This window comes from Gelidibacter pelagius (genome assembly GCF_017581925.1).
Classification (GTDB): domain Bacteria; phylum Bacteroidota; class Bacteroidia; order Flavobacteriales; family Flavobacteriaceae; genus Gelidibacter; species Gelidibacter pelagius.
Window position 1 is genome coordinate 91,976 of sequence record NZ_JAGEVG010000003.1, and the last position, 16,904, is coordinate 108,879.

General features: G+C 37.0%; 18 protein-coding genes. 13 read left to right on the plus strand and 5 right to left on the minus strand.

Annotated features, from left to right (window positions below):
• Nucleotides 1-129: 129 nt before the first annotated feature.
• Nucleotides 130-315, minus strand: a complete 186-nt coding sequence (locus J4051_RS03555) for a hypothetical protein (protein ID WP_208232488.1) — start codon at nucleotides 313-315, stop codon at nucleotides 130-132.
• Between the two features lie 163 nt (nucleotides 316-478).
• On the opposite strand from J4051_RS03555, the gene J4051_RS03560 reads away from it, so the two are divergent.
• The gene (locus J4051_RS03560; protein WP_208232489.1) at nucleotides 479-865 is read left to right on the plus strand and encodes a pyrophosphohydrolase domain-containing protein; all 387 of its coding nucleotides are present in this window, start codon (nucleotides 479-481) and stop codon (nucleotides 863-865) included.
• 110 nt (nucleotides 866-975) lie between these two features.
• Here J4051_RS03560 and J4051_RS03565 read toward each other — a convergent pair whose 3' ends face one another.
• A complete protein-coding gene (locus J4051_RS03565) occupies nucleotides 976-2,043 on the minus strand; it encodes a branched-chain amino acid aminotransferase (protein WP_208232622.1) in 1,068 nt (355 codons plus the stop codon).
• 116 nt (nucleotides 2,044-2,159) lie between these two features.
• Between J4051_RS03565 and J4051_RS03570 the strand changes: the two genes are divergently transcribed.
• The 3 genes from J4051_RS03570 to J4051_RS03580 all read left to right on the plus strand — a co-directional run bounded on the left by J4051_RS03570 (nucleotide 2,160) and on the right by J4051_RS03580 (nucleotide 4,641).
• On the plus strand, nucleotides 2,160-2,666 hold the full coding sequence (locus tag J4051_RS03570) for a DUF4920 domain-containing protein (protein WP_208232490.1): 507 nt from the start codon (nucleotides 2,160-2,162) through the stop codon (nucleotides 2,664-2,666).
• 3 nt (nucleotides 2,667-2,669) lie between these two features.
• Nucleotides 2,670-3,365: a tRNA (5-methylaminomethyl-2-thiouridine)(34)-methyltransferase MnmD gene (mnmD, locus tag J4051_RS03575; RefSeq protein ID WP_208232491.1), complete on the plus strand. Its 696-nt coding sequence runs from the start codon at nucleotides 2,670-2,672 to the stop codon at nucleotides 3,363-3,365.
• A gap of 364 nt (nucleotides 3,366-3,729) precedes the next feature.
• Complete coding sequence (locus J4051_RS03580; RefSeq protein ID WP_208232492.1) at nucleotides 3,730-4,641, plus strand: TIGR01777 family oxidoreductase; 912 nt, start codon at nucleotides 3,730-3,732, stop codon at nucleotides 4,639-4,641.
• A gap of 95 nt (nucleotides 4,642-4,736) precedes the next feature.
• On the opposite strand, the gene J4051_RS03585 is transcribed toward J4051_RS03580, so the two are convergent.
• Entirely contained in the window at nucleotides 4,737-5,237 is a 501-nt protein-coding gene (locus J4051_RS03585) for a hypothetical protein (protein ID WP_208232493.1), read from the minus strand.
• 170 nt (nucleotides 5,238-5,407) lie between these two features.
• Here J4051_RS03585 and J4051_RS03590 point away from each other — a divergent pair, with 170 nt between their 5' ends.
• From J4051_RS03590 to J4051_RS03630, 9 genes are all read left to right on the plus strand, one after another.
• Nucleotides 5,408-5,953: a nucleotide exchange factor GrpE gene (locus J4051_RS03590; protein ID WP_236027187.1), complete on the plus strand. Its 546-nt coding sequence runs from the start codon at nucleotides 5,408-5,410 to the stop codon at nucleotides 5,951-5,953.
• A 43-nt stretch (nucleotides 5,954-5,996) separates the two neighbouring features.
• On the plus strand, nucleotides 5,997-7,109 hold the full coding sequence (gene dnaJ / locus J4051_RS03595; protein ID WP_208232494.1) for a molecular chaperone DnaJ: 1,113 nt from the start codon (nucleotides 5,997-5,999) through the stop codon (nucleotides 7,107-7,109).
• Between the two features lie 249 nt (nucleotides 7,110-7,358).
• Nucleotides 7,359-8,285 carry an ABC transporter ATP-binding protein gene (locus J4051_RS03600; protein ID WP_208232495.1) on the plus strand — a complete coding sequence of 309 codons (927 nt, stop codon included), beginning with the start codon at nucleotides 7,359-7,361 and terminating at the stop codon, nucleotides 8,283-8,285.
• 2 nt (nucleotides 8,286-8,287) lie between these two features.
• Entirely contained in the window at nucleotides 8,288-9,601 is a 1,314-nt protein-coding gene (locus tag J4051_RS03605) for an ABC transporter permease (RefSeq protein WP_208232496.1), read from the plus strand.
• A gap of 442 nt (nucleotides 9,602-10,043) precedes the next feature.
• Complete coding sequence (locus tag J4051_RS03610) at nucleotides 10,044-11,207, plus strand: sigma-54-dependent transcriptional regulator (RefSeq protein ID WP_208232497.1); 1,164 nt, start codon at nucleotides 10,044-10,046, stop codon at nucleotides 11,205-11,207.
• 5 nt (nucleotides 11,208-11,212) lie between these two features.
• The gene (locus tag J4051_RS03615) at nucleotides 11,213-11,800 is read left to right on the plus strand and encodes a hypothetical protein (protein ID WP_208232498.1); all 588 of its coding nucleotides are present in this window, start codon (nucleotides 11,213-11,215) and stop codon (nucleotides 11,798-11,800) included.
• On the plus strand, nucleotides 11,800-12,678 hold the full coding sequence (locus J4051_RS03620; protein ID WP_208232499.1) for a PPK2 family polyphosphate kinase: 879 nt from the start codon (nucleotides 11,800-11,802) through the stop codon (nucleotides 12,676-12,678). Before J4051_RS03615 ends, J4051_RS03620 begins: the two co-directional genes overlap by 1 nt.
• A gap of 155 nt (nucleotides 12,679-12,833) precedes the next feature.
• Entirely contained in the window at nucleotides 12,834-14,210 is a 1,377-nt protein-coding gene (locus J4051_RS03625; RefSeq protein ID WP_208232500.1) for a M20/M25/M40 family metallo-hydrolase, read from the plus strand.
• A 20-nt stretch (nucleotides 14,211-14,230) separates the two neighbouring features.
• Complete coding sequence (locus J4051_RS03630; RefSeq protein WP_208232501.1) at nucleotides 14,231-14,707, plus strand: type II secretion system protein GspG; 477 nt, start codon at nucleotides 14,231-14,233, stop codon at nucleotides 14,705-14,707.
• Nucleotides 14,708-14,757: 50 nt separating this feature from the next.
• Here J4051_RS03630 and J4051_RS03635 read toward each other — a convergent pair whose 3' ends face one another.
• Together J4051_RS03635 and J4051_RS03640 are read right to left on the minus strand one after the other, a co-directional pair.
• Nucleotides 14,758-15,528: a DUF1206 domain-containing protein gene (locus tag J4051_RS03635; protein WP_208232502.1), complete on the minus strand. Its 771-nt coding sequence runs from the start codon at nucleotides 15,526-15,528 to the stop codon at nucleotides 14,758-14,760.
• 3 nt (nucleotides 15,529-15,531) lie between these two features.
• Nucleotides 15,532-16,587 (minus strand): proline iminopeptidase-family hydrolase, encoded by a 1,056-nt coding sequence (locus J4051_RS03640; RefSeq protein ID WP_208232503.1) that lies wholly within the window; start codon nucleotides 16,585-16,587, stop codon nucleotides 15,532-15,534.
• Between the last annotated feature and the right edge of the window lie 317 nt (nucleotides 16,588-16,904).

A 16,904-nucleotide genomic window follows, 5' to 3' on the forward strand; every position in this document is an offset into this window, starting at 1 on the left:
TAATGGCAACTTGGGCTCAGTGAAGAATTTTTCGAATTTCTATATTTTTCGAAACTGTTAGTTAACTTTGACTCCTGAAAAATTTTCAGAATGATGCTTTGATGGATAGTGTTTTTAAATCAGTTTATGTTAAGTGAACATATACTTAACGGCCAATATCATTAGAATAAAAGCGATAAAAGCAATGAGAATCCAAATACTGCCTTTGTAGTGTTTTCTGTGAAGTTTTAAATCTTTACGATAGGTATAAATCAAGATTACGGCAAAAACAATTGCAAATAATATCCCGAAAATCAATTGACCATTTGTTAACATATCGCTATTTTTATGCAAAATTAGTCAAACCTTTTAGAATCTGAACAAGGTTCTTCTGAAAAAGCTAAGTTAATCCTGAACATCATTTTCTATTGCTGAATTTGGGGCCATTGTAGATATAGCTCAACTGGCAAAAATTGCAACACTATAAAAACTATATATTATGAAGAAAAAACTGGATGCAGTAAAAGCATTTCATACGGCATTTAAGATTGGGTATAGGGAATCCCCAAAAGCCGATTTGGGACTGGAGAAAAATATGCTCCGTTATAAATTGATGAGAGAAGAAAACGAAGAATATTTAGAAGCTGCAAGTGCCAATGATCTTGTGGAGGTTGGCGATGCCTTAGGTGATATGCTCTATATCTTATGTGGAACAATCATTGAACATGGTTTTCAGCATAAAATTGAAGAAGTTTTTGATGAAATCCAGAAAAGCAATATGAGTAAGTTGGGCGAGGACGGTGAGCCTATCTACCGTGAGGACGGAAAAGTTTTAAAAGGCCCAAATTATTTCCAGCCTAATATTGAGAGAATCCTGCATTCTTAAAGCATAATCATCAAAAGTAAAAGCATAAAATATCAAATTCCAAATTCCAACGATTATTCATTGGAATTTGGAATTTTTAATTTAGAAATTGAAAACTCGGTATCTGAGTTTTAAATTTGATATGTCCATCCGTGCTTATCTTCAGCCATATTATGCTGAATACTGAGCATCTTATCTTTTAAGGTATCAGCGTAAGAATTCTCGATATTAGGAAGTTCAAAAAGCTCTTCCGCATGTTCGAATGCTGAGATAGGACTAATTACAACAGCCGTTCCTGCACCAAAAATCTCTTTTAGGGAACCATTTTTAGATGCCTCTTTAATTTCAGTCACCGTTATTGGTCTTACTTGTACCTCAATTCCATTGTCTTCGGCGAGTTGAATGATACTTCTTCTGGTAACACCATCTAAAATACGATCGCTTAAAGGCGCGGTGATTAAAGTGTCATTTATTCTAAAGAACACGTTCATTGTACCAGCTTCTTCCAATCTTTCGTGGGTGTCGGCATCCGTCCAAATAACTTGTTGGAAACCCTTCTTTTGAGCAAGACTAGTAGGATAAAATTGTGCTGCATAGTTACCCGCTGCTTTAGCAAAACCTACACCTCCGTTGGCAGATCTACTATACTCTTCAGCAATCAATACGCGTATTTTACCGGTGTAATAAGCTTTCGCAGGAGCACAAATAATCATGAATCTGTAATTACTTGAAGGGGAAGCTGAGATTGCTGGATCTGTAGCAATTATAAAAGGTCTGATGTATAGTGAATTTCCTTTCCCAGGTTTCACCCACGCACTGTCCATTTGCAATAAGGTGGTCAGGCCTTTCATGAAGTAATCTTTAGGAAACTCAGGCATAGCTAAACGCGCCGCCGATTTATTAATACGGTTGAAATTATCTTCTGGTCTAAAGAGCCATACTTTGCCATCTTCATCCTTATAGGCTTTCATGCCTTCAAAAACCGCCTGTCCATAATGGAATACCCGAGCAGATGGATCCATGGTCATAGGTTGGTAAGGTATGATTTTTGGCGTTTGCCATTCATCATTTTCATAGTCACAGATAAACATGTGGTCAGTAAAAGTTCTACCAAATGTTAAGTTCTCAAAATCAACAGCGTCAATTTTAGTAGTATCTGATTTTACTATATCGATTTCGTGTGAAGTGTGTTTTGTCATCATATTTTTTTTGATGCTGCAAATTTAGTGATTTCTTGCAGTATAAAAAATCAAATAATTTGTTTTAAAAAAAACTTATATTTGTCACTATAAATCTTTCAGAAAATAAATAAATTATGAAGAAAATTCTTATCGTTTTTGGAATTGCGTTAACCGTAATCGCCTGTAAAACTGAAGATAAAAAGACAGAAACTCAAGAAGTGGAACAGGAAGTTATTGACTATACGTCGATTGGAGAAGAGATTACAGCCGATGCCGCAAAATCGACAGCAGATATGGCTGAAGCCTATAAGTCAATGAGTGTTGGAGATACCATAAACGCCAAAATGATTGGTAAAGTGGATGAGGTTTGTCAGTCAAAAGGCTGTTGGATGAAAGTAGATCTTGAAGATGGCAATCAAATCATGGTGAAATTTAAAGATTATGGATTTTTTATGCCAAAAGATATTGCAGGAAAAGAAATTGTGATCAATGGAAAGGCTTATGTAAATGAAGTTCCAGTTGACGAATTGCAACATTATGCAGAAGATGCAGGTAAATCTGCCGAGGAAATTGCAGCAATCACTGAGCCTAAAGTAACCTTTTCTTTTGAGGCTGACGGTGTGTTGTTGAAAAGCGAATAACAATTGAAACGCAAAATAATTACTACGGCTGATGGTTCTAAGACCATCCAGATTGAAGAATGGAATGAGCAGTACCATTCTATTCATGGAGCCATACAAGAAGCAAACCATGTCTATATCAAGCATGGTTTGCTTTTTTGCTTTGATCGCTTAAATTCTTCAAATAACGAAAGTCAGGAGATTTCAATTTTAGAAATAGGATTTGGCACAGGTCTTAATGCGTTTTTGACCTTGTTGCAGGCAGAAGACCATCATGTAGATATCCATTATACAGGTGTAGAGGCATTTCCAATTTCAGCAAAAGAGATGACCGCTTTAAATTATGCAGACGAGCTTCATATTCCTGAAAAAACCTTACTTTTTGAAGAGATGCATCATATCCCTTGGGAAATAGATAAACGGCTAACACCATATTATACACTTCAGAAGCAACAAAAGCTATTCAAGAATATCACTGATAAAGATCAATTTGATCTAATTTATTTCGACGCATTCGGGGCACGGGTACAGCCCGAACTTTGGACGGAATCCATTTTTAAAAATATGTTTGATGCTATGAAATCAGAGGGTATTTTGGTGACCTATGCAGCAAAAGGAAGCGTACGTCGTGCCATGCAAGCTGTTGGTTTTGAAGTTGAAAAACTACCTGGTCCTCCCGGAAAAAGAGAAATGATTCGTGTAACGAAGCATTCGACTTAGCATTCAGCGAGGAACGAGCTAAATGCGCCCTTTTGCAGAAAAAAGCTCTTAGCATTCAGCGAGTGTGCGAGCTAAATGCGCCCTTTTGCAGAAAAAAGCTCTTAGCATTCAGCGAGGAACGAGCTAAATGCGCCCTTTTGAAGGAAAGGCTCTTAGCATTCAGCGAGGTGTGAGCTAAATACGCCTTTTTACAAAAAACTTTGTCGAATCGAATAAAATATATACCAATCCCTTCTTTGAGAGGAAAATCATCTTGTTCTAAAAGTTAAAAATATCATTTATTTGTTAATTCTGTTAAACCTTGTGTTAAAGTGATAAACAATCAATTTTTCATTGGTTAACTTTATAAAAAGCACAAAAATAGATGAAGGTATTAATTACGGGAGCTACAGGTTTAATTGGGAAGGAAATTGTAAAGCGATGTCATGAGCAGGATATTTCGGTGCATTATTTGACAACTTCAAAGGATAAAATAAAATCTCAGGATGCTTATAAAGGGTTTTATTGGGACCCCAATAAAAACGAAATAGACAGCGACTGTTTTAAAGATGTTGACGCCATTATCAACTTAGCAGGTGCAGGCATCGCAAAACGTTGGACTAAAAGTTATAAGAAAACGATTATCGAAAGTAGGGTACAATCGCTACAGTGCTTAAAAACGGCGTTATCAAAAGTACAGAACCACCATATCAAACATATTCTTTCAGCAAGCGCCATTGGTTTTTATCCAGATTCTCTCACCAAATATTATGACGAATCTTGTACTAAACAATCTCCAACTTTCTTAGGCGATGTAGTCGCTGCATGGGAAAATGCCGTAAATGAGTTCTCCGAACTGGGATTATTGGTTTCAAATGTTAGGATAGGCTTAGTGTTAGATGCTAATGAGGGTGCATTGCCTCAAATGGCAATGCCTATTAAATTTGGGTTGGGCTCAGCCTTTGGTTCTGGAGAACAATGGCAGTCATGGATTCATGTTCATGATTTATCACGGATTTTCGTCTATATTATTCAGAATGAATTGGAAGGGATTTACAACGGCGTTGCTCCAAATCCCATTACCAATACAGAGCTGACAAAAGCAATCGCAAAAACGCTTGATAAACCTTTGTTTTTGCCGAATATACCAAAGTTCTTAATGAAACTGGTGCTTGGCGAAATGCATATTATGCTTTTTGAAAGCCAACGGGTTAGTTCGAAGAAAATAGAAGATGCTGGTTTTGATTTTACCTATCCCAATGTCCATCCTGCACTGGAAGCTATATTGAAATCATAATTATCTTAGGGCTTCTATCAGGTTATAAATTTGATTTAGGCTAACGAATGGACTGTCATAATAATTCAGATGACTGGAGGTGCTCATTCACAAATTCAAATCTTTGCTCCCAACTTACACAAAAACTGTTTCATTGGCGATAGATTCAATAGTCCTTTATTCTCTAAGTTTAATGCTCTTTTCAACTCCTTGAAATTAGAATACTCATAAGAACTGAAACAATTGATCAATATACCATCCTTAATTAACCATACCGCTTCGAACGCGCCATTTTCGGTTTCTTCATAAATAACTTTATAGTAATCATAATCTTTAAAAAGCACTTCTCTTATATGGGAAGCAAATACCTGTTTTTGATAAATGATGCGATCGGACTCAATGCGCATGGTTTTCATTTTTAAAAGAGGAAGACAACCAAAAGCCAAAATAGCGACTGCAAATAAAAACATAAGGATGGATTGGGGATCACTCCAAGGTTCTGGCTCTGCATTGTCTGGCGACACCACGAAAAACAAAAGTAAGGATAGTAGGATAGAAAGCCCAAAGACACTATACACCATAATTTTATACTTTGAAGTGAAATGTGATACAATCATGATATATTATGTAATCGATGCATTTAAGCACCTATCGATAAATATTGAAAATGTCAGCATTTCAAATGATTGAAATTTGTGTAAATGAAGAAATGGAAAATATATTGTGACATTTTGACATTTTTTGAATAATGGCAGTACTTTTGCCAATTCAAAAATGAAGATAAAAAATGAAGTTCAAGAATATGGGCAAAAAAGATAAAGTTGAAGACATTGAGATCAATGTTGAAGAGGCTATAAATGAGGCTACTCAAACTGAAGAAATTAGTGTTGAGGACCAATTGAAAGAGGAATTGGGCAAAGAAAAAGATAAGTTTTTAAGACTATTTGCAGAATTTGAAAATTACAAAAAACGGACCACAAAAGAACGAATGGAATTGTTCAAAACTGCAGGCCAAGATGTAATTCAGTCGCTTTTGCCGGTTATGGACGATTTTGACAGAGCGATCCATGAAATTTCTAAAACTGAAGAAAAGGAGCTATTAACGGGCGTAGAGCTGATTCGCAATAAATTTAAGAGTACCTTAAATAGTAAGGGACTCGAAGAGATTGCTGTAGAAATAGGTGATGTTTTCAGTGCAGATGAACATGAGGCCATTACCCAAATTCCGGCACCCTCTGATGACTTAAAAGGCAAGATTGTTGATGTCATTGAAAAAGGCTACAAGTTGGGTGATAAAGTGATTCGTTTTCCTAAAGTAATTACGGGATTTTAAACAAGCGAGTAAGGATTTAGGAATTGATTAGAAACAGCATACCATGAAGGAAGATTATTACGACATATTAAAGATTGATAAGAGTGCATCGGCGAATGAGATTAAAAAAGCATATCGTAAGAAGGCCATAAAATATCACCCCGATAAAAATCCAGACGATAAGGCGGCAGAAGAGCAGTTTAAGAAAGCAGCAGAGGCTTATGAAGTATTGAGCAACCCTGAAAAGAAAGCGCGTTATGATCAATTTGGTCATCAGGCATTCCAAGGTGGAGGCGGTGGCTTCAATGGTGGCGGCATGAATATGGATGACATCTTTAGCCAATTCGGAGATATCTTTGGTGGCGGTTTTGGAGGTGGTTTTGGTGGCGGTTTTGGCGGTCAACAGAGACGCGTTAAAGGCAGTAATTTGAGAATAAGAATTACGTTGACTTTAGAAGAAATAGCCAATGGGGTTGAGAAAAAACTTAAAGTAAAACGTAAAGTTCAGGCAGCAGGTACAACCTACAAAACCTGTTCAAGCTGTAATGGATCTGGACAAGTCATGCGAATTACCAATACAATTTTGGGTCGTATGCAAACCTCTTCACCATGTCCAACATGTGGTGGTGCAGGAGAGATGATCGACAAAAAACCATCTGACGCTGATGCCCAAGGTTTGGTTCTTAAAGAAGAAACTGTATCTGTTAAAATTCCAGCAGGTGTAGTTGATGGCATGCAGTTAAAGGTTTCAGGAAAAGGTAATGATGCCCCTGGAAATGGTGTTTCTGGAGATCTATTGGTTGCCATTCAAGAAGAAGAACATAGCACTTTAAAGCGCGAAGGTGACAATTTACATTATGATTTATATGTGAGTTTACCGGATGCTGTTTTGGGTACCAGTCAAGAAATTGATACGGTAACGGGCAAAGTGCGTATCAAGATTGAATCGGGTGTTCAGTCAGGTAAGATCTTGCGTTTAAGAGGTAAGGGAATTCCAAGTATCAATGGCTACGGAAAAGGTGACTTATTGGTACATATTAATGTTTGGACACCAAAGACGCTGAATAAAGAGCAAAAGGAGTTTTTTGAAAGCGTGAGAAATGACGAACACTTTCAGCCTAAGCCTGAAAGTTCGGATAAATCATTCTTTGAGAAAGTTAAAGATATGTTTTCATAACCAATTGGTAATTTGATAAAAATTACTATATTTGAATATCACTAATTTATTTTAGTGATATTTTTCTTTTTCATAGCAATTTTTTCCCATCCTTGATTTATTAAGGGTGGGTTTTGTTTTTTAGGACATTATGGTTTTTTGAATTCTATAAATATTAATAATGTTCAAAATAAAAATAAAAAAGCAGTCTAAAGTCTAACATTTAATATATTTACGCATCTTTAAACTATACCATACAAAAGCTATTTTATGAACAACTTATTAGTTGCAAATTCAGTTTCCAAAAGTTTTGGAGATTTTAAAGCACTAAATGAAGTCTCCATTGCAGTTCCAAAAGGAAGTATTTTTGGGCTTTTGGGCCCAAATGGCGCAGGTAAGACGACACTCATCCGAATTATTAATCAGATTACCATGCCAGATTCTGGTGAAGTGCTTTTGGACGGACTACCTTTAAAGCCTATGAATATCCGCGATATTGGATATTTGCCAGAAGAGCGAGGTCTTTATAAATCCATGAAAGTGGGAGAGCAGGTACTCTATTTGGCGCAGTTAAAAGGCTTGTCAAAACAAGAAGCTAGAGAGCGTCTAAAATATTGGTTTGACAAACTGGAAATTGGCGATTGGTGGAACAAAAAAATACAAGAACTCAGTAAAGGGCAGGCACAAAAAATTCAGTTTATTGTTACCGTAATTCACCGACCAAAACTTTTGATTTTTGATGAACCTTTTTCTGGATTTGACCCTATCAATGCCTCACTCATTAAAGATGAGATATTACAGTTGAGAGATGAAGGTGCAACAGTTATTTTTTCAACCCATCGTATGGAATCGGTGGAAGAGTTGTGCGACCATATTGCGCTGATTCATAAATCGAATAAAGTTTTGGATGGGAAATTGACCGATGTAAAGCGTCAATTTAAGACGAACACTTTTGAAGTCGGTATGCAATCCTCCAATCCTGAAGAGGTAACCCGAATGATTAAGGAGAAATTTGAAGTGTTTCCGGCAACTTTCAAAAATTTGAATGATGATATCAAATTGAATATTAAACTACCTCAAGAAACATCTTCTAATGATTTGTTGAGCTTTTTAACGTCAAAAGCAGAAATTCATCATTTTGTTGAAGTGATCCCTAGTGCCAATGACATTTTTATTCAAACTGTAAAAAACAATTAAAAATGAACCATTTACCACTCATCATCAAAAGAGAGTATTTGAATAAAGTGCGTAACAGGTCCTTTGTTGTCATGACCTTTTTGAGCCCTATCATTATGATTGCCCTTGTGGCCGTTGTGGCATATTTGTCCCAAATCAATAATGATAAAAAACGGACCATTACAATTTTGGATGAAACGAGGGTTCTAGCAGAAGCTTTTGAAAACACTGAACACACCACTTATACCATTTTAAGTGATACTGGGTATGAAACCGCAAAAGAGTTGGTGAAAGCTAAGGAGGACTTTGGATTATTGTATATTAAAAAAAGTTCAGATACCCTTAATCTCGTCCAATCAGTAAATTTTTATTCCGATGAGTCCCCTTCCGTATCCATAATTTCAAATTTGGAACGTCGAATTGAAAAACGCCTGTCTGATATCAAGCTTCAAAATGATGGTGTAGATATCGAGCAGATAAGAGCATCCAAAACCACAATAAACATAGCGCAGGAAACTTTTGATGGCGAGAAAACATCTAAGATTGATAGTTATCTAAAACTTGCTTTTGGAGGCGCTGCGGGCTATTTGTTGTTTATGTTTATTATTATTTACGGCAATATGATCATGCGTAGCGTAATTGAAGAAAAAACGAGCAGAATTATCGAAGTGATTATTTCCTCAGTCAAGCCAATACAATTGATGATGGGCAAAATCATAGGGACGTCATTGGCTGGGATAACACAGTTTTTAATTTGGCTTATTCTTGGTGGCGTATTGTTATTTGTCGTTTCTGCAATTTTTGGTATTGATTTGATGCAAATCCAATCCCCACAACAGGAAATGATCAATCAGGCAATGGCATCTTCTGATGCTCAAAACATCGCCCAGGACTTAATTACTGGATTTGTCAACTTGCCAATTCTTAATTTATGTGTGGCGTTTTTGTTTTTCTTTATTGGAGGGTATCTTTTGTACAGTTCGTTTTATGCTGCTATTGGTGCGGCTGTAGATAATGAAACAGATACACAACAATTTATGATGCCAATCATTATGCCACTTATTTTGGCTGTTTATGTAGGAGTGTTTACCGTAATAGAAGATCCTCACGGAACTGTTTCTACAATATTTTCTTTTATACCATTAACATCACCTGTAGTCATGCTGATGAGAATTCCGTTTGGTGTTCCAATATGGCAACAACTTTTGTCCTTTGCAATATTAGTGTTTACCTTCATATTTACCGTTTGGTTTGCGGCCAAAATTTATAGAGTCGGTATTTTAATGTACGGTAAGAAACCGAGCTATAAAGAGCTGTTTAAATGGTTAAGGTATTAATCAGGTGATATTGAAACTCGCTACAACGACATCAACTATGGGAAACTTAAATCATTGAAGTTTTAAAGGCCAATTGACCAAAGGTTAACTGAAGTAGCTCGGATTGTGGATATGATATTGGTTGATATCTGGATTCTAACTTGAATTTAGAGAAAATATGAGATGATTGGATGTTGCAGGTTAATGCATCTATATATTTGTCATAGATTCGATTTCTTACGATTATTATCGTTTCAAATAGACTTCACAATTTAAATTACCAAAAGCAATTTTTGTTTTATGTTTGATGACAACATTTTACGATAGGTCTTTTGTATTGGGTGATGTCACCTATAGAGTTTCTAATAAATACAGATGGGTTAAAAAAATACGAATCAAATTTATACCTTGTTCAAATTATAAGTTTCTATTTTAGAACAAGAATAATTTTTAAATATTAAGAATGTCGAAAATATTAGTCATAGAAGACGAAGCAAGCATCAGAAGGGTTTTAGTGAAAATTCTTTCTGAAGAAAACGATAGCTATCAAGTAGACGAAGCTGCAGATGGCTTGATTGGATTGGAAAAAATAAAAAAAGAGGATTATGATTTGGTACTTTGTGATATCAAAATGCCAAAAATGGACGGTGTAGAAGTCTTGGAGGCCGCCAAGAAAATAAAACCAGAAACTACGATTGTGATGATTTCCGGTCATGGTGATTTGGATACAGCAGTCAACACCATGCGCCTGGGCGCTTTTGATTATATCTCAAAACCACCGGATTTGAACCGATTGCTTAACACGGTCAGAATAGCTTTGGATCGGAAGGAATTGGTGGTTGAAAATAAAATGCTCAAGAAAAAAGTGAGCAAAAATTATGAAATGATCGGTGAAAGCAAAGCCATTTCCCATATAAAGGACATGATCGAAAAGGTAGCTGCTACCGATGCTAGGGTCTTAATTACTGGGCCAAACGGTACAGGAAAAGAGCTTGTTGCACACTGGCTTCATGAAAAGAGCGATCGCTCCACTGGGCCAATGATTGAGGTCAATTGCGCGGCCATTCCTTCTGAATTGATTGAAAGTGAATTGTTTGGGCACGTTAAGGGCGCTTTTACAAGTGCTGTAAGAGATAGAGCAGGTCGGTTTGAAGCTGCCAATGGTGGGACTATTTTTCTTGATGAAATTGGAGACATGAGCCTTTCTGCACAGGCAAAGGTATTGAGAGCTCTGCAGGAGAGCAAGGTTCAACGTGTAGGAAGTGATAAGGATATTAAGGTAGATGTACGGGTTATAGCCGCAACCAATAAAAATTTAAATAAGGAGATTGAGGAAGGCAGATTTAGGGAGGACTTATACCACAGATTGGCCGTCATTTTAATTCAGGTGCCGCCTTTAAATGACAGAAGGGAAGATATCCCGTTATTGATAGAACATTTTGCAAATAAAATAGCCGAACAAAATGGTACCGCCCCAAAATCGTTTTCTGCAAAAGCCATCAAACAATTACAAGAATACGATTGGACAGGAAATATCAGAGAGCTGCGCAACGTTGTGGAGCGTTTGATCATCCTTGGAGAAAAGGAAGTGAGTGAAAGTGATGTAAAACTGTTTGCCTCCAAATAAAACATATGGTACAACTCACCCAATATAATAAAAGAGCACTTTACGGAGGTATTATTTCTGCTCTTATAATGGGGCTTGGGGCATATTTTTTAGGGAATATTAGTGGTTATGAAGCTAAAATTTTAATCAAATCATCACTTCCCGGAATTAACACGCTATGCAATACCATAGCTTTGGCATCTGCGACTATTTTGGCGCTTTTGCTGACTTTGTTAAGTTTGAGTTCTAGTACGGAATCGAAACTAACAAAAGAACATTATCAGCATGTTTTGCTTATTGCCAAGATTGATACGACCATTTTCATTCTGGCAATTATCCTATTCCAATTGTTGAACATCCCCATTACAGAGGCTGATAACGTGCCAAGCTCTTGGTACGCTACAATTTATTATATCAGTTTAGCACTGTCCTCCCTATTGAGCGGGGGATTGATCAGTGTGGTTTTAATGCTGTTTAATGCCGTGAGTAGTATCATTAAAATTGTTGGTTTAGGAATCACAGACCATCCATTGATTTCCAAGGACGAAGATGCAGATGGCAATAAAGTCAATGCTGACACCAAAAATATAAATTCAGATAAAAAGCAACCATAATGAAGGATATTAATAGTAAGGATTTTAAAGTTACAGAATCAATTAAGATAAATGATCTTAAGACCTCTTTCGATTTAGATGCTTCTAAAAGCGACATAAAAGACCATTTAAAAGACGTTCGGAAGGGGCTCGGTAAAATACAGGATAAAATGTACGCCCATGGCAAGTATTCCGTACTGGTCTGTTTGCAAGGCATGGACACTGCAGGAAAGGACAGCTTGATCCGTGAGGTTTTTAAAGACTTTAATTCGCGTGGCGTGGTTGTCCATAGTTTTAAGACACCAACAAGTTTAGAATTAAAACATGATTATTTATGGCGTCATTACATTGCACTTCCGGAACGAGGTAAGTTTGGAATTTTCAATCGTACGCATTATGAAAACGTCCTCGTAACCAAAGTCCACCCGTCTTATATTTTAAATGAAAATATTCCAGGAATTGACTCTGTTGAGGATATTGACGATGATTTTTGGGAAAGACGCTTTGAAGACATTAATAATTTTGAGAAACACATTGCTGAGAACGGCACCATAATATTTAAATTCTTTTTGAACCTTTCAAAAGGTGAACAAAAACACCGATTGCTAAGACGCTTGAATCGAGAGGATAAGAACTGGAAATTTTCTCCTGGCGATTTGGATGAGCGCAAACTTTGGGATGACTATATGACCTGTTATGAAGATCTTCTCAATAAAACCTCAAAAGTTCATGCGCCTTGGTATGTTATTCCTTGTGATGATAAAAAAACCTCAAGATATTTAGTAGCCAAGGTTTTGTATGATACGTTAAAAACCTATACAGATATTAAGGAGCCTGAATTAGATGACGACATAAAGGCCAATATCGATTTGTATAAAAGGCAATTGGAAAAGGAATAGCTTTTACTATTAATGCGAAGCCTTCACCTTCCATCCTGCAAGGTTTCTAAAACCTTGTAGGTTTAATACAAACTTCCATCTTTGGATAAGTTCAACCGCAAAGTATCTCTTATAAATCAGTATATTTATTTCTATAAATCAATCATATCCTTCCGATGAAACAACTTGTTATATTAGGTATTTTACTCTCCATCAATGTTTCATCTCAAACCGACGCTGAAAACATTAAAAAGATCTACAGTAATTCTCTGACCAACGGGAAGAGCTATGAATGGTTGGATCATTTGTCCAATAAGATTGGTGCTCGACTTTCGGGATCCTTAGGCGCAGAACGTGCCGTGGCATATACCAAGGAGGAATTGGAAAAATTAGGATTGGACAAAGTATGGCTGCAACCGGTCATGGTGCCTAAATGGATTAGAGGTTTACCTGAATTTGCCTATATCGAAACCCTACCTGGTATGACGACCCATGTCAATATTTGTGCTTTGGGTGGTTCTGTTGAAACACCGGGAGGAGGTGTACGTGCACATGTTGTTGAAGTTCAGGGCATAGATGAGTTGAAGGCTTTAAGTCCAGAACAAGTTAAAGGGAAGATCGTATTCTTTAATCGCGCCATGCAGGCAGATTTGATCGATACCTTTGAGGCTTATGGAGGTTGTGCCGATCAGCGTTATGCAGGTGCTATGGAAGCTGGGAAATTGGGAGCGGTTGGCGTAATTGTTCGTTCCTTAAACTTACGATTGGATGATTTTCCGCATACGGGCAGCATGACCTATGGCGATTTGCCGGTGTCTCAACGAATTCCATCTGCCGCAATAAGCACCAATCACGCGGAGTTGTTAAGTACGATGTTGGCATTGGATCCGTCAATTAATTTCTTTTTCAAACAGAATTGCAAACAGATGGCGGATGTGGAATCGCACAATGTGATTGGTCAAATTACGGGATCAGAATTTCCAGATGAGTATATCGTTGTTGGCGGACATTTGGATTCTTGGGATTTGGGTGATGGTTCACACGATGATGGCGCAGGTGTTGTGCAATCTATGGATGTGCTCCGACTGTTAAAGGAAAGTGGTATTAAGCCGAAACGCAGTATAAGAGTTGTGCTTTTTATGAACGAGGAAAATGGCCTTAGAGGCGGTAAAAAATATGCTGAAATAGCAAAGTCCAAAAAGGAAAATCACATTTTCGCCTTGGAAAGTGATTCGGGAGGCTTTACGCCAAGAGGTTTTTCATTTGATTGTAGTGATGAGGTGTTTAATAAAGTCTTAGGGTGGCGAGACCTATTCAAACCTTATTTAATTCATTATTTCGAAAAAGGAGGCAGCGGTGCTGATATTGGTCCACTAAAATCTGATCACATTGTTTTGGCTGGCTTAAAACCAGATTCCCAGCGTTATTTTGATTACCATCATGCAGCCACTGATGTTTTTTCAGCGGTCAACAAAAGAGAATTAGAGTTGGGAGCTGCGACCATGGCATCCTTGGTGTACTTATTTGATGCTTATGGAACAGGAACTGAATAACTAAGGGTTAGAAATAAAACATGGGATCAATTGCTGGTTTATTGGCCGAATTGCTACTGATTTTTCAGGATTTTAAATTTTGGCGTAATGGAAGGAAGCAACGTAAGTATGAACAAAAACATAGATCACCAATAAAAAGATGGTTGCGCCGCTTACCGAAGGTTTTATTGTTAGGGATAATAATTGTACTTACATTTTATTTCGTACGATTTTCTGCTTTTTTATTTGGAAATGCTGATAGACAAACTACCAAAAAGTTAACACAAGTGGCATCCCTTTTAAAGCATGAGAAAGAAACTTCAGGCCATTATCCAGAGGAATTGGCATCTATTGTTAGAAATAATCCCTTGCATAAAAACATCTACAAGGATTATTGGGGTCGAGAGTTTTTTTATGAAAGGCATCCTTCTGGTGAACGTTATATTTTGATTTCTTTGGGGGCTGATGGAAAATTGAACACTCCGGATGATATTGCCTATGAATTTGAAATTGATTGATCGGATTCTTCATCCAAAATCATAATGATGGAGAAAAATAAATGGTAGTATTAATGGATATTGATATACAGATATTTTGCTTTAACGAACATAAAAAGCCCGAAACATAAAAATCCGACTGCCACGAGTCCAAGTACTACACCACCAAATTCATTGTTCAGAAATCGAAAAGCATCTTCTAACGTACTCATTTCTTTATTTCGAAATGTAATTCCAGTTCGTATCGTTAAAAATGACATGACTCCAAAAACTATAGCTCGTGCCGAGTGTCCAATACTGCCAAATTTCAACAAAGTAGTTTTAGCTTTTGGGGGCATTTCTGAGGATTGTACGTTCTTTTTAAACTGATTTGAAACCACAAAATAAATTTCGAAGATCGCTTTACCTGCCAGAACCAATCCGAATATAACCGCAAAAACACCTCCATATTTTGAATTTAAAGCATTAATGACGAGCTCTTGTTGACTGTCATAACCACCACCAAAGAGCAATTTCACAGCTAAGAATCCTAATGCCCCATAAAATAGACCACCGGTAAAGTAACCGCCTCTTGTAAAAAGGGCTTTAAAATCCGTACCTAAATTTCTGGTATCATAAAACGTTTGATACATTCGCCAGAAGGCATAACTGAAAAGGCCGATGGCCATGGTGGCTAAAAGGATTTTGCCAAAAGGTTGACCAGATAAAAAGGTAATGGCGCCTTTTGTTCCAGTCTTTTGGCCGCCCCAATTGAATGCCGTCATGGCTGTCAAAATACCGACGAGAACATAGACAAAGCCCATCGCACTGAGTCCAAACCTGGCTATGTTCTCTTTGGACATCTTTTAGTTTTCTGTGAAATTACCATCATTCACATCTTTTATGAATTTGATCAATCCATTAAAGAAGTTGTCAGCATCATCATATTGTGTAAGGTGTGCACCGTTGGTCGTCAAACTTCTGCCGTTTTGTACTTGAGTGCTCATCCATTCCATATATTCTGGATCCATGGTATCGTGCTTTCCACCAATCATCAAAGTTGGAACTTTTAGTTCGTTTAACCGATCAGAAATGTCCCATCCTTTTAATGTGGCATTTCCAGTAACACCGAATTCACTGTAGCCTTGCATATAAATATAAATATTAGGATTCATGTGGGAAAAGGAACGATTGATGAATTCTGGCCATTCATCCAATGGCAAATGCAACACGTGTTTGGTGTAATAATGTTGGGTCACAAGTTCGGTATAGCGTGGGTTTTGAAAATCCTCTTTATCTTCCATGGCTTTAATTTCTTTATGCACTTCTGGTGGTAATTGTGGTCCCAATACCTCTGCCGCATACTTTTCATATTCAGGAACACTGGCCATCATATTCGCAATAATAAGTCCTTTTATATGATCCTGATGTTTGAGTGCATATTCCATTGCCAATAGGCCTCCCCAAGACTGTCCGAATAAGTAAAAATTATCTTTATCGAGATTCAGGGCTTTTCTGACTTGCTCCACTTGATCTACAGAATGTTCAATGGTCCATAAAGTGGAATCGTTGGGCTTGTCGCTATAATAACTATCCAGTTGATCGTAATAAATGTATTCAATTTCTTCGTTAGGGAAGTATCCATCAAAATTTTCAAACAGCTCATGTGTACCACCTGGGCCTCCATGAAGCAGCAAAACTTTCATTTTTGGATTGTTGCCCATTCTTTTTGTCCAAACATTAAAAGTGCCTTTTGGAGTGGTGATAGGAATCATTTTAATACCACCTGTTTTTTGGTCATCGCTGTTGGAATAGTCGAAATAACTGGATGTATCATCGGTTCCAGTATTTACTGTTTTTTGATCGTTACAGCTTAGAAGTAGTGCTGCAGAAATGAATAAAAAGTAAATTGTAGTTTTCATAAGTCATTAATTTTTATTTCTTTTAAAGTTAATCTGATCTATGCAATTATTACTTGGTTCGACGTAAGAAAAGCGACTTTTTTGTGTAAAAACAGAACGTTAATAAGGTTAAAGCTCTTGAGGTCAGCATTTTGAAGGCGCTTTGCTTATGGTTGATAAAGTTAAATCTACTGAATTTATTTTATTCCATCGATGATTGTTATTTTGTATTTGATCTCGCAGTGTATTTGAGACAATTTTCCACAGGAAAAAAAATAGCATTTCACAAATTTACAATAGTAACTTGTGGTGATAGTGTCATCATCGTTTTAATCCAA

Bases quoted from the DNA above. Each gene is read 5' to 3' on its own strand.
- J4051_RS03625 (WP_208232500.1), top strand. From the start codon at position 12,834: ATGAAACAACTTGTTATATTAGGTATTTTACTCTCCATCAATGTTTCA.
- J4051_RS03610 (WP_208232497.1), top strand. From the start codon at position 10,044: ATGTCGAAAATATTAGTCATAGAAGACGAAGCAAGCATCAGAAGGGTT.
- J4051_RS03565 (WP_208232622.1), bottom strand. From the start codon at position 2,043: ATGACAAAACACACTTCACACGAAATCGATATAGTAAAATCAGATACT.
- dnaJ (WP_208232494.1), top strand. From the start codon at position 5,997: ATGAAGGAAGATTATTACGACATATTAAAGATTGATAAGAGTGCATCG.
- J4051_RS03600 (WP_208232495.1), top strand. From the start codon at position 7,359: ATGAACAACTTATTAGTTGCAAATTCAGTTTCCAAAAGTTTTGGAGAT.
- J4051_RS03580 (WP_208232492.1), top strand. From the start codon at position 3,730: ATGAAGGTATTAATTACGGGAGCTACAGGTTTAATTGGGAAGGAAATT.
- J4051_RS03640 (WP_208232503.1), bottom strand. From the start codon at position 16,587: ATGAAAACTACAATTTACTTTTTATTCATTTCTGCAGCACTACTTCTA.
- J4051_RS03570 (WP_208232490.1), top strand. From the start codon at position 2,160: ATGAAGAAAATTCTTATCGTTTTTGGAATTGCGTTAACCGTAATCGCC.
- J4051_RS03590 (WP_236027187.1), top strand. From the start codon at position 5,408: ATGAAGTTCAAGAATATGGGCAAAAAAGATAAAGTTGAAGACATTGAG.
- J4051_RS03605 (WP_208232496.1), top strand. From the start codon at position 8,288: ATGAACCATTTACCACTCATCATCAAAAGAGAGTATTTGAATAAAGTG.
- J4051_RS03555 (WP_208232488.1), bottom strand. From the start codon at position 315: ATGTTAACAAATGGTCAATTGATTTTCGGGATATTATTTGCAATTGTT.
- J4051_RS03620 (WP_208232499.1), top strand. From the start codon at position 11,800: ATGAAGGATATTAATAGTAAGGATTTTAAAGTTACAGAATCAATTAAG.
- J4051_RS03635 (WP_208232502.1), bottom strand. From the start codon at position 15,528: ATGTCCAAAGAGAACATAGCCAGGTTTGGACTCAGTGCGATGGGCTTT.
- J4051_RS03585 (WP_208232493.1), bottom strand. From the start codon at position 5,237: ATGATTGTATCACATTTCACTTCAAAGTATAAAATTATGGTGTATAGT.
- J4051_RS03615 (WP_208232498.1), top strand. From the start codon at position 11,213: ATGGTACAACTCACCCAATATAATAAAAGAGCACTTTACGGAGGTATT.
- J4051_RS03630 (WP_208232501.1), top strand. From the start codon at position 14,231: ATGGGATCAATTGCTGGTTTATTGGCCGAATTGCTACTGATTTTTCAG.
- J4051_RS03560 (WP_208232489.1), top strand. From the start codon at position 479: ATGAAGAAAAAACTGGATGCAGTAAAAGCATTTCATACGGCATTTAAG.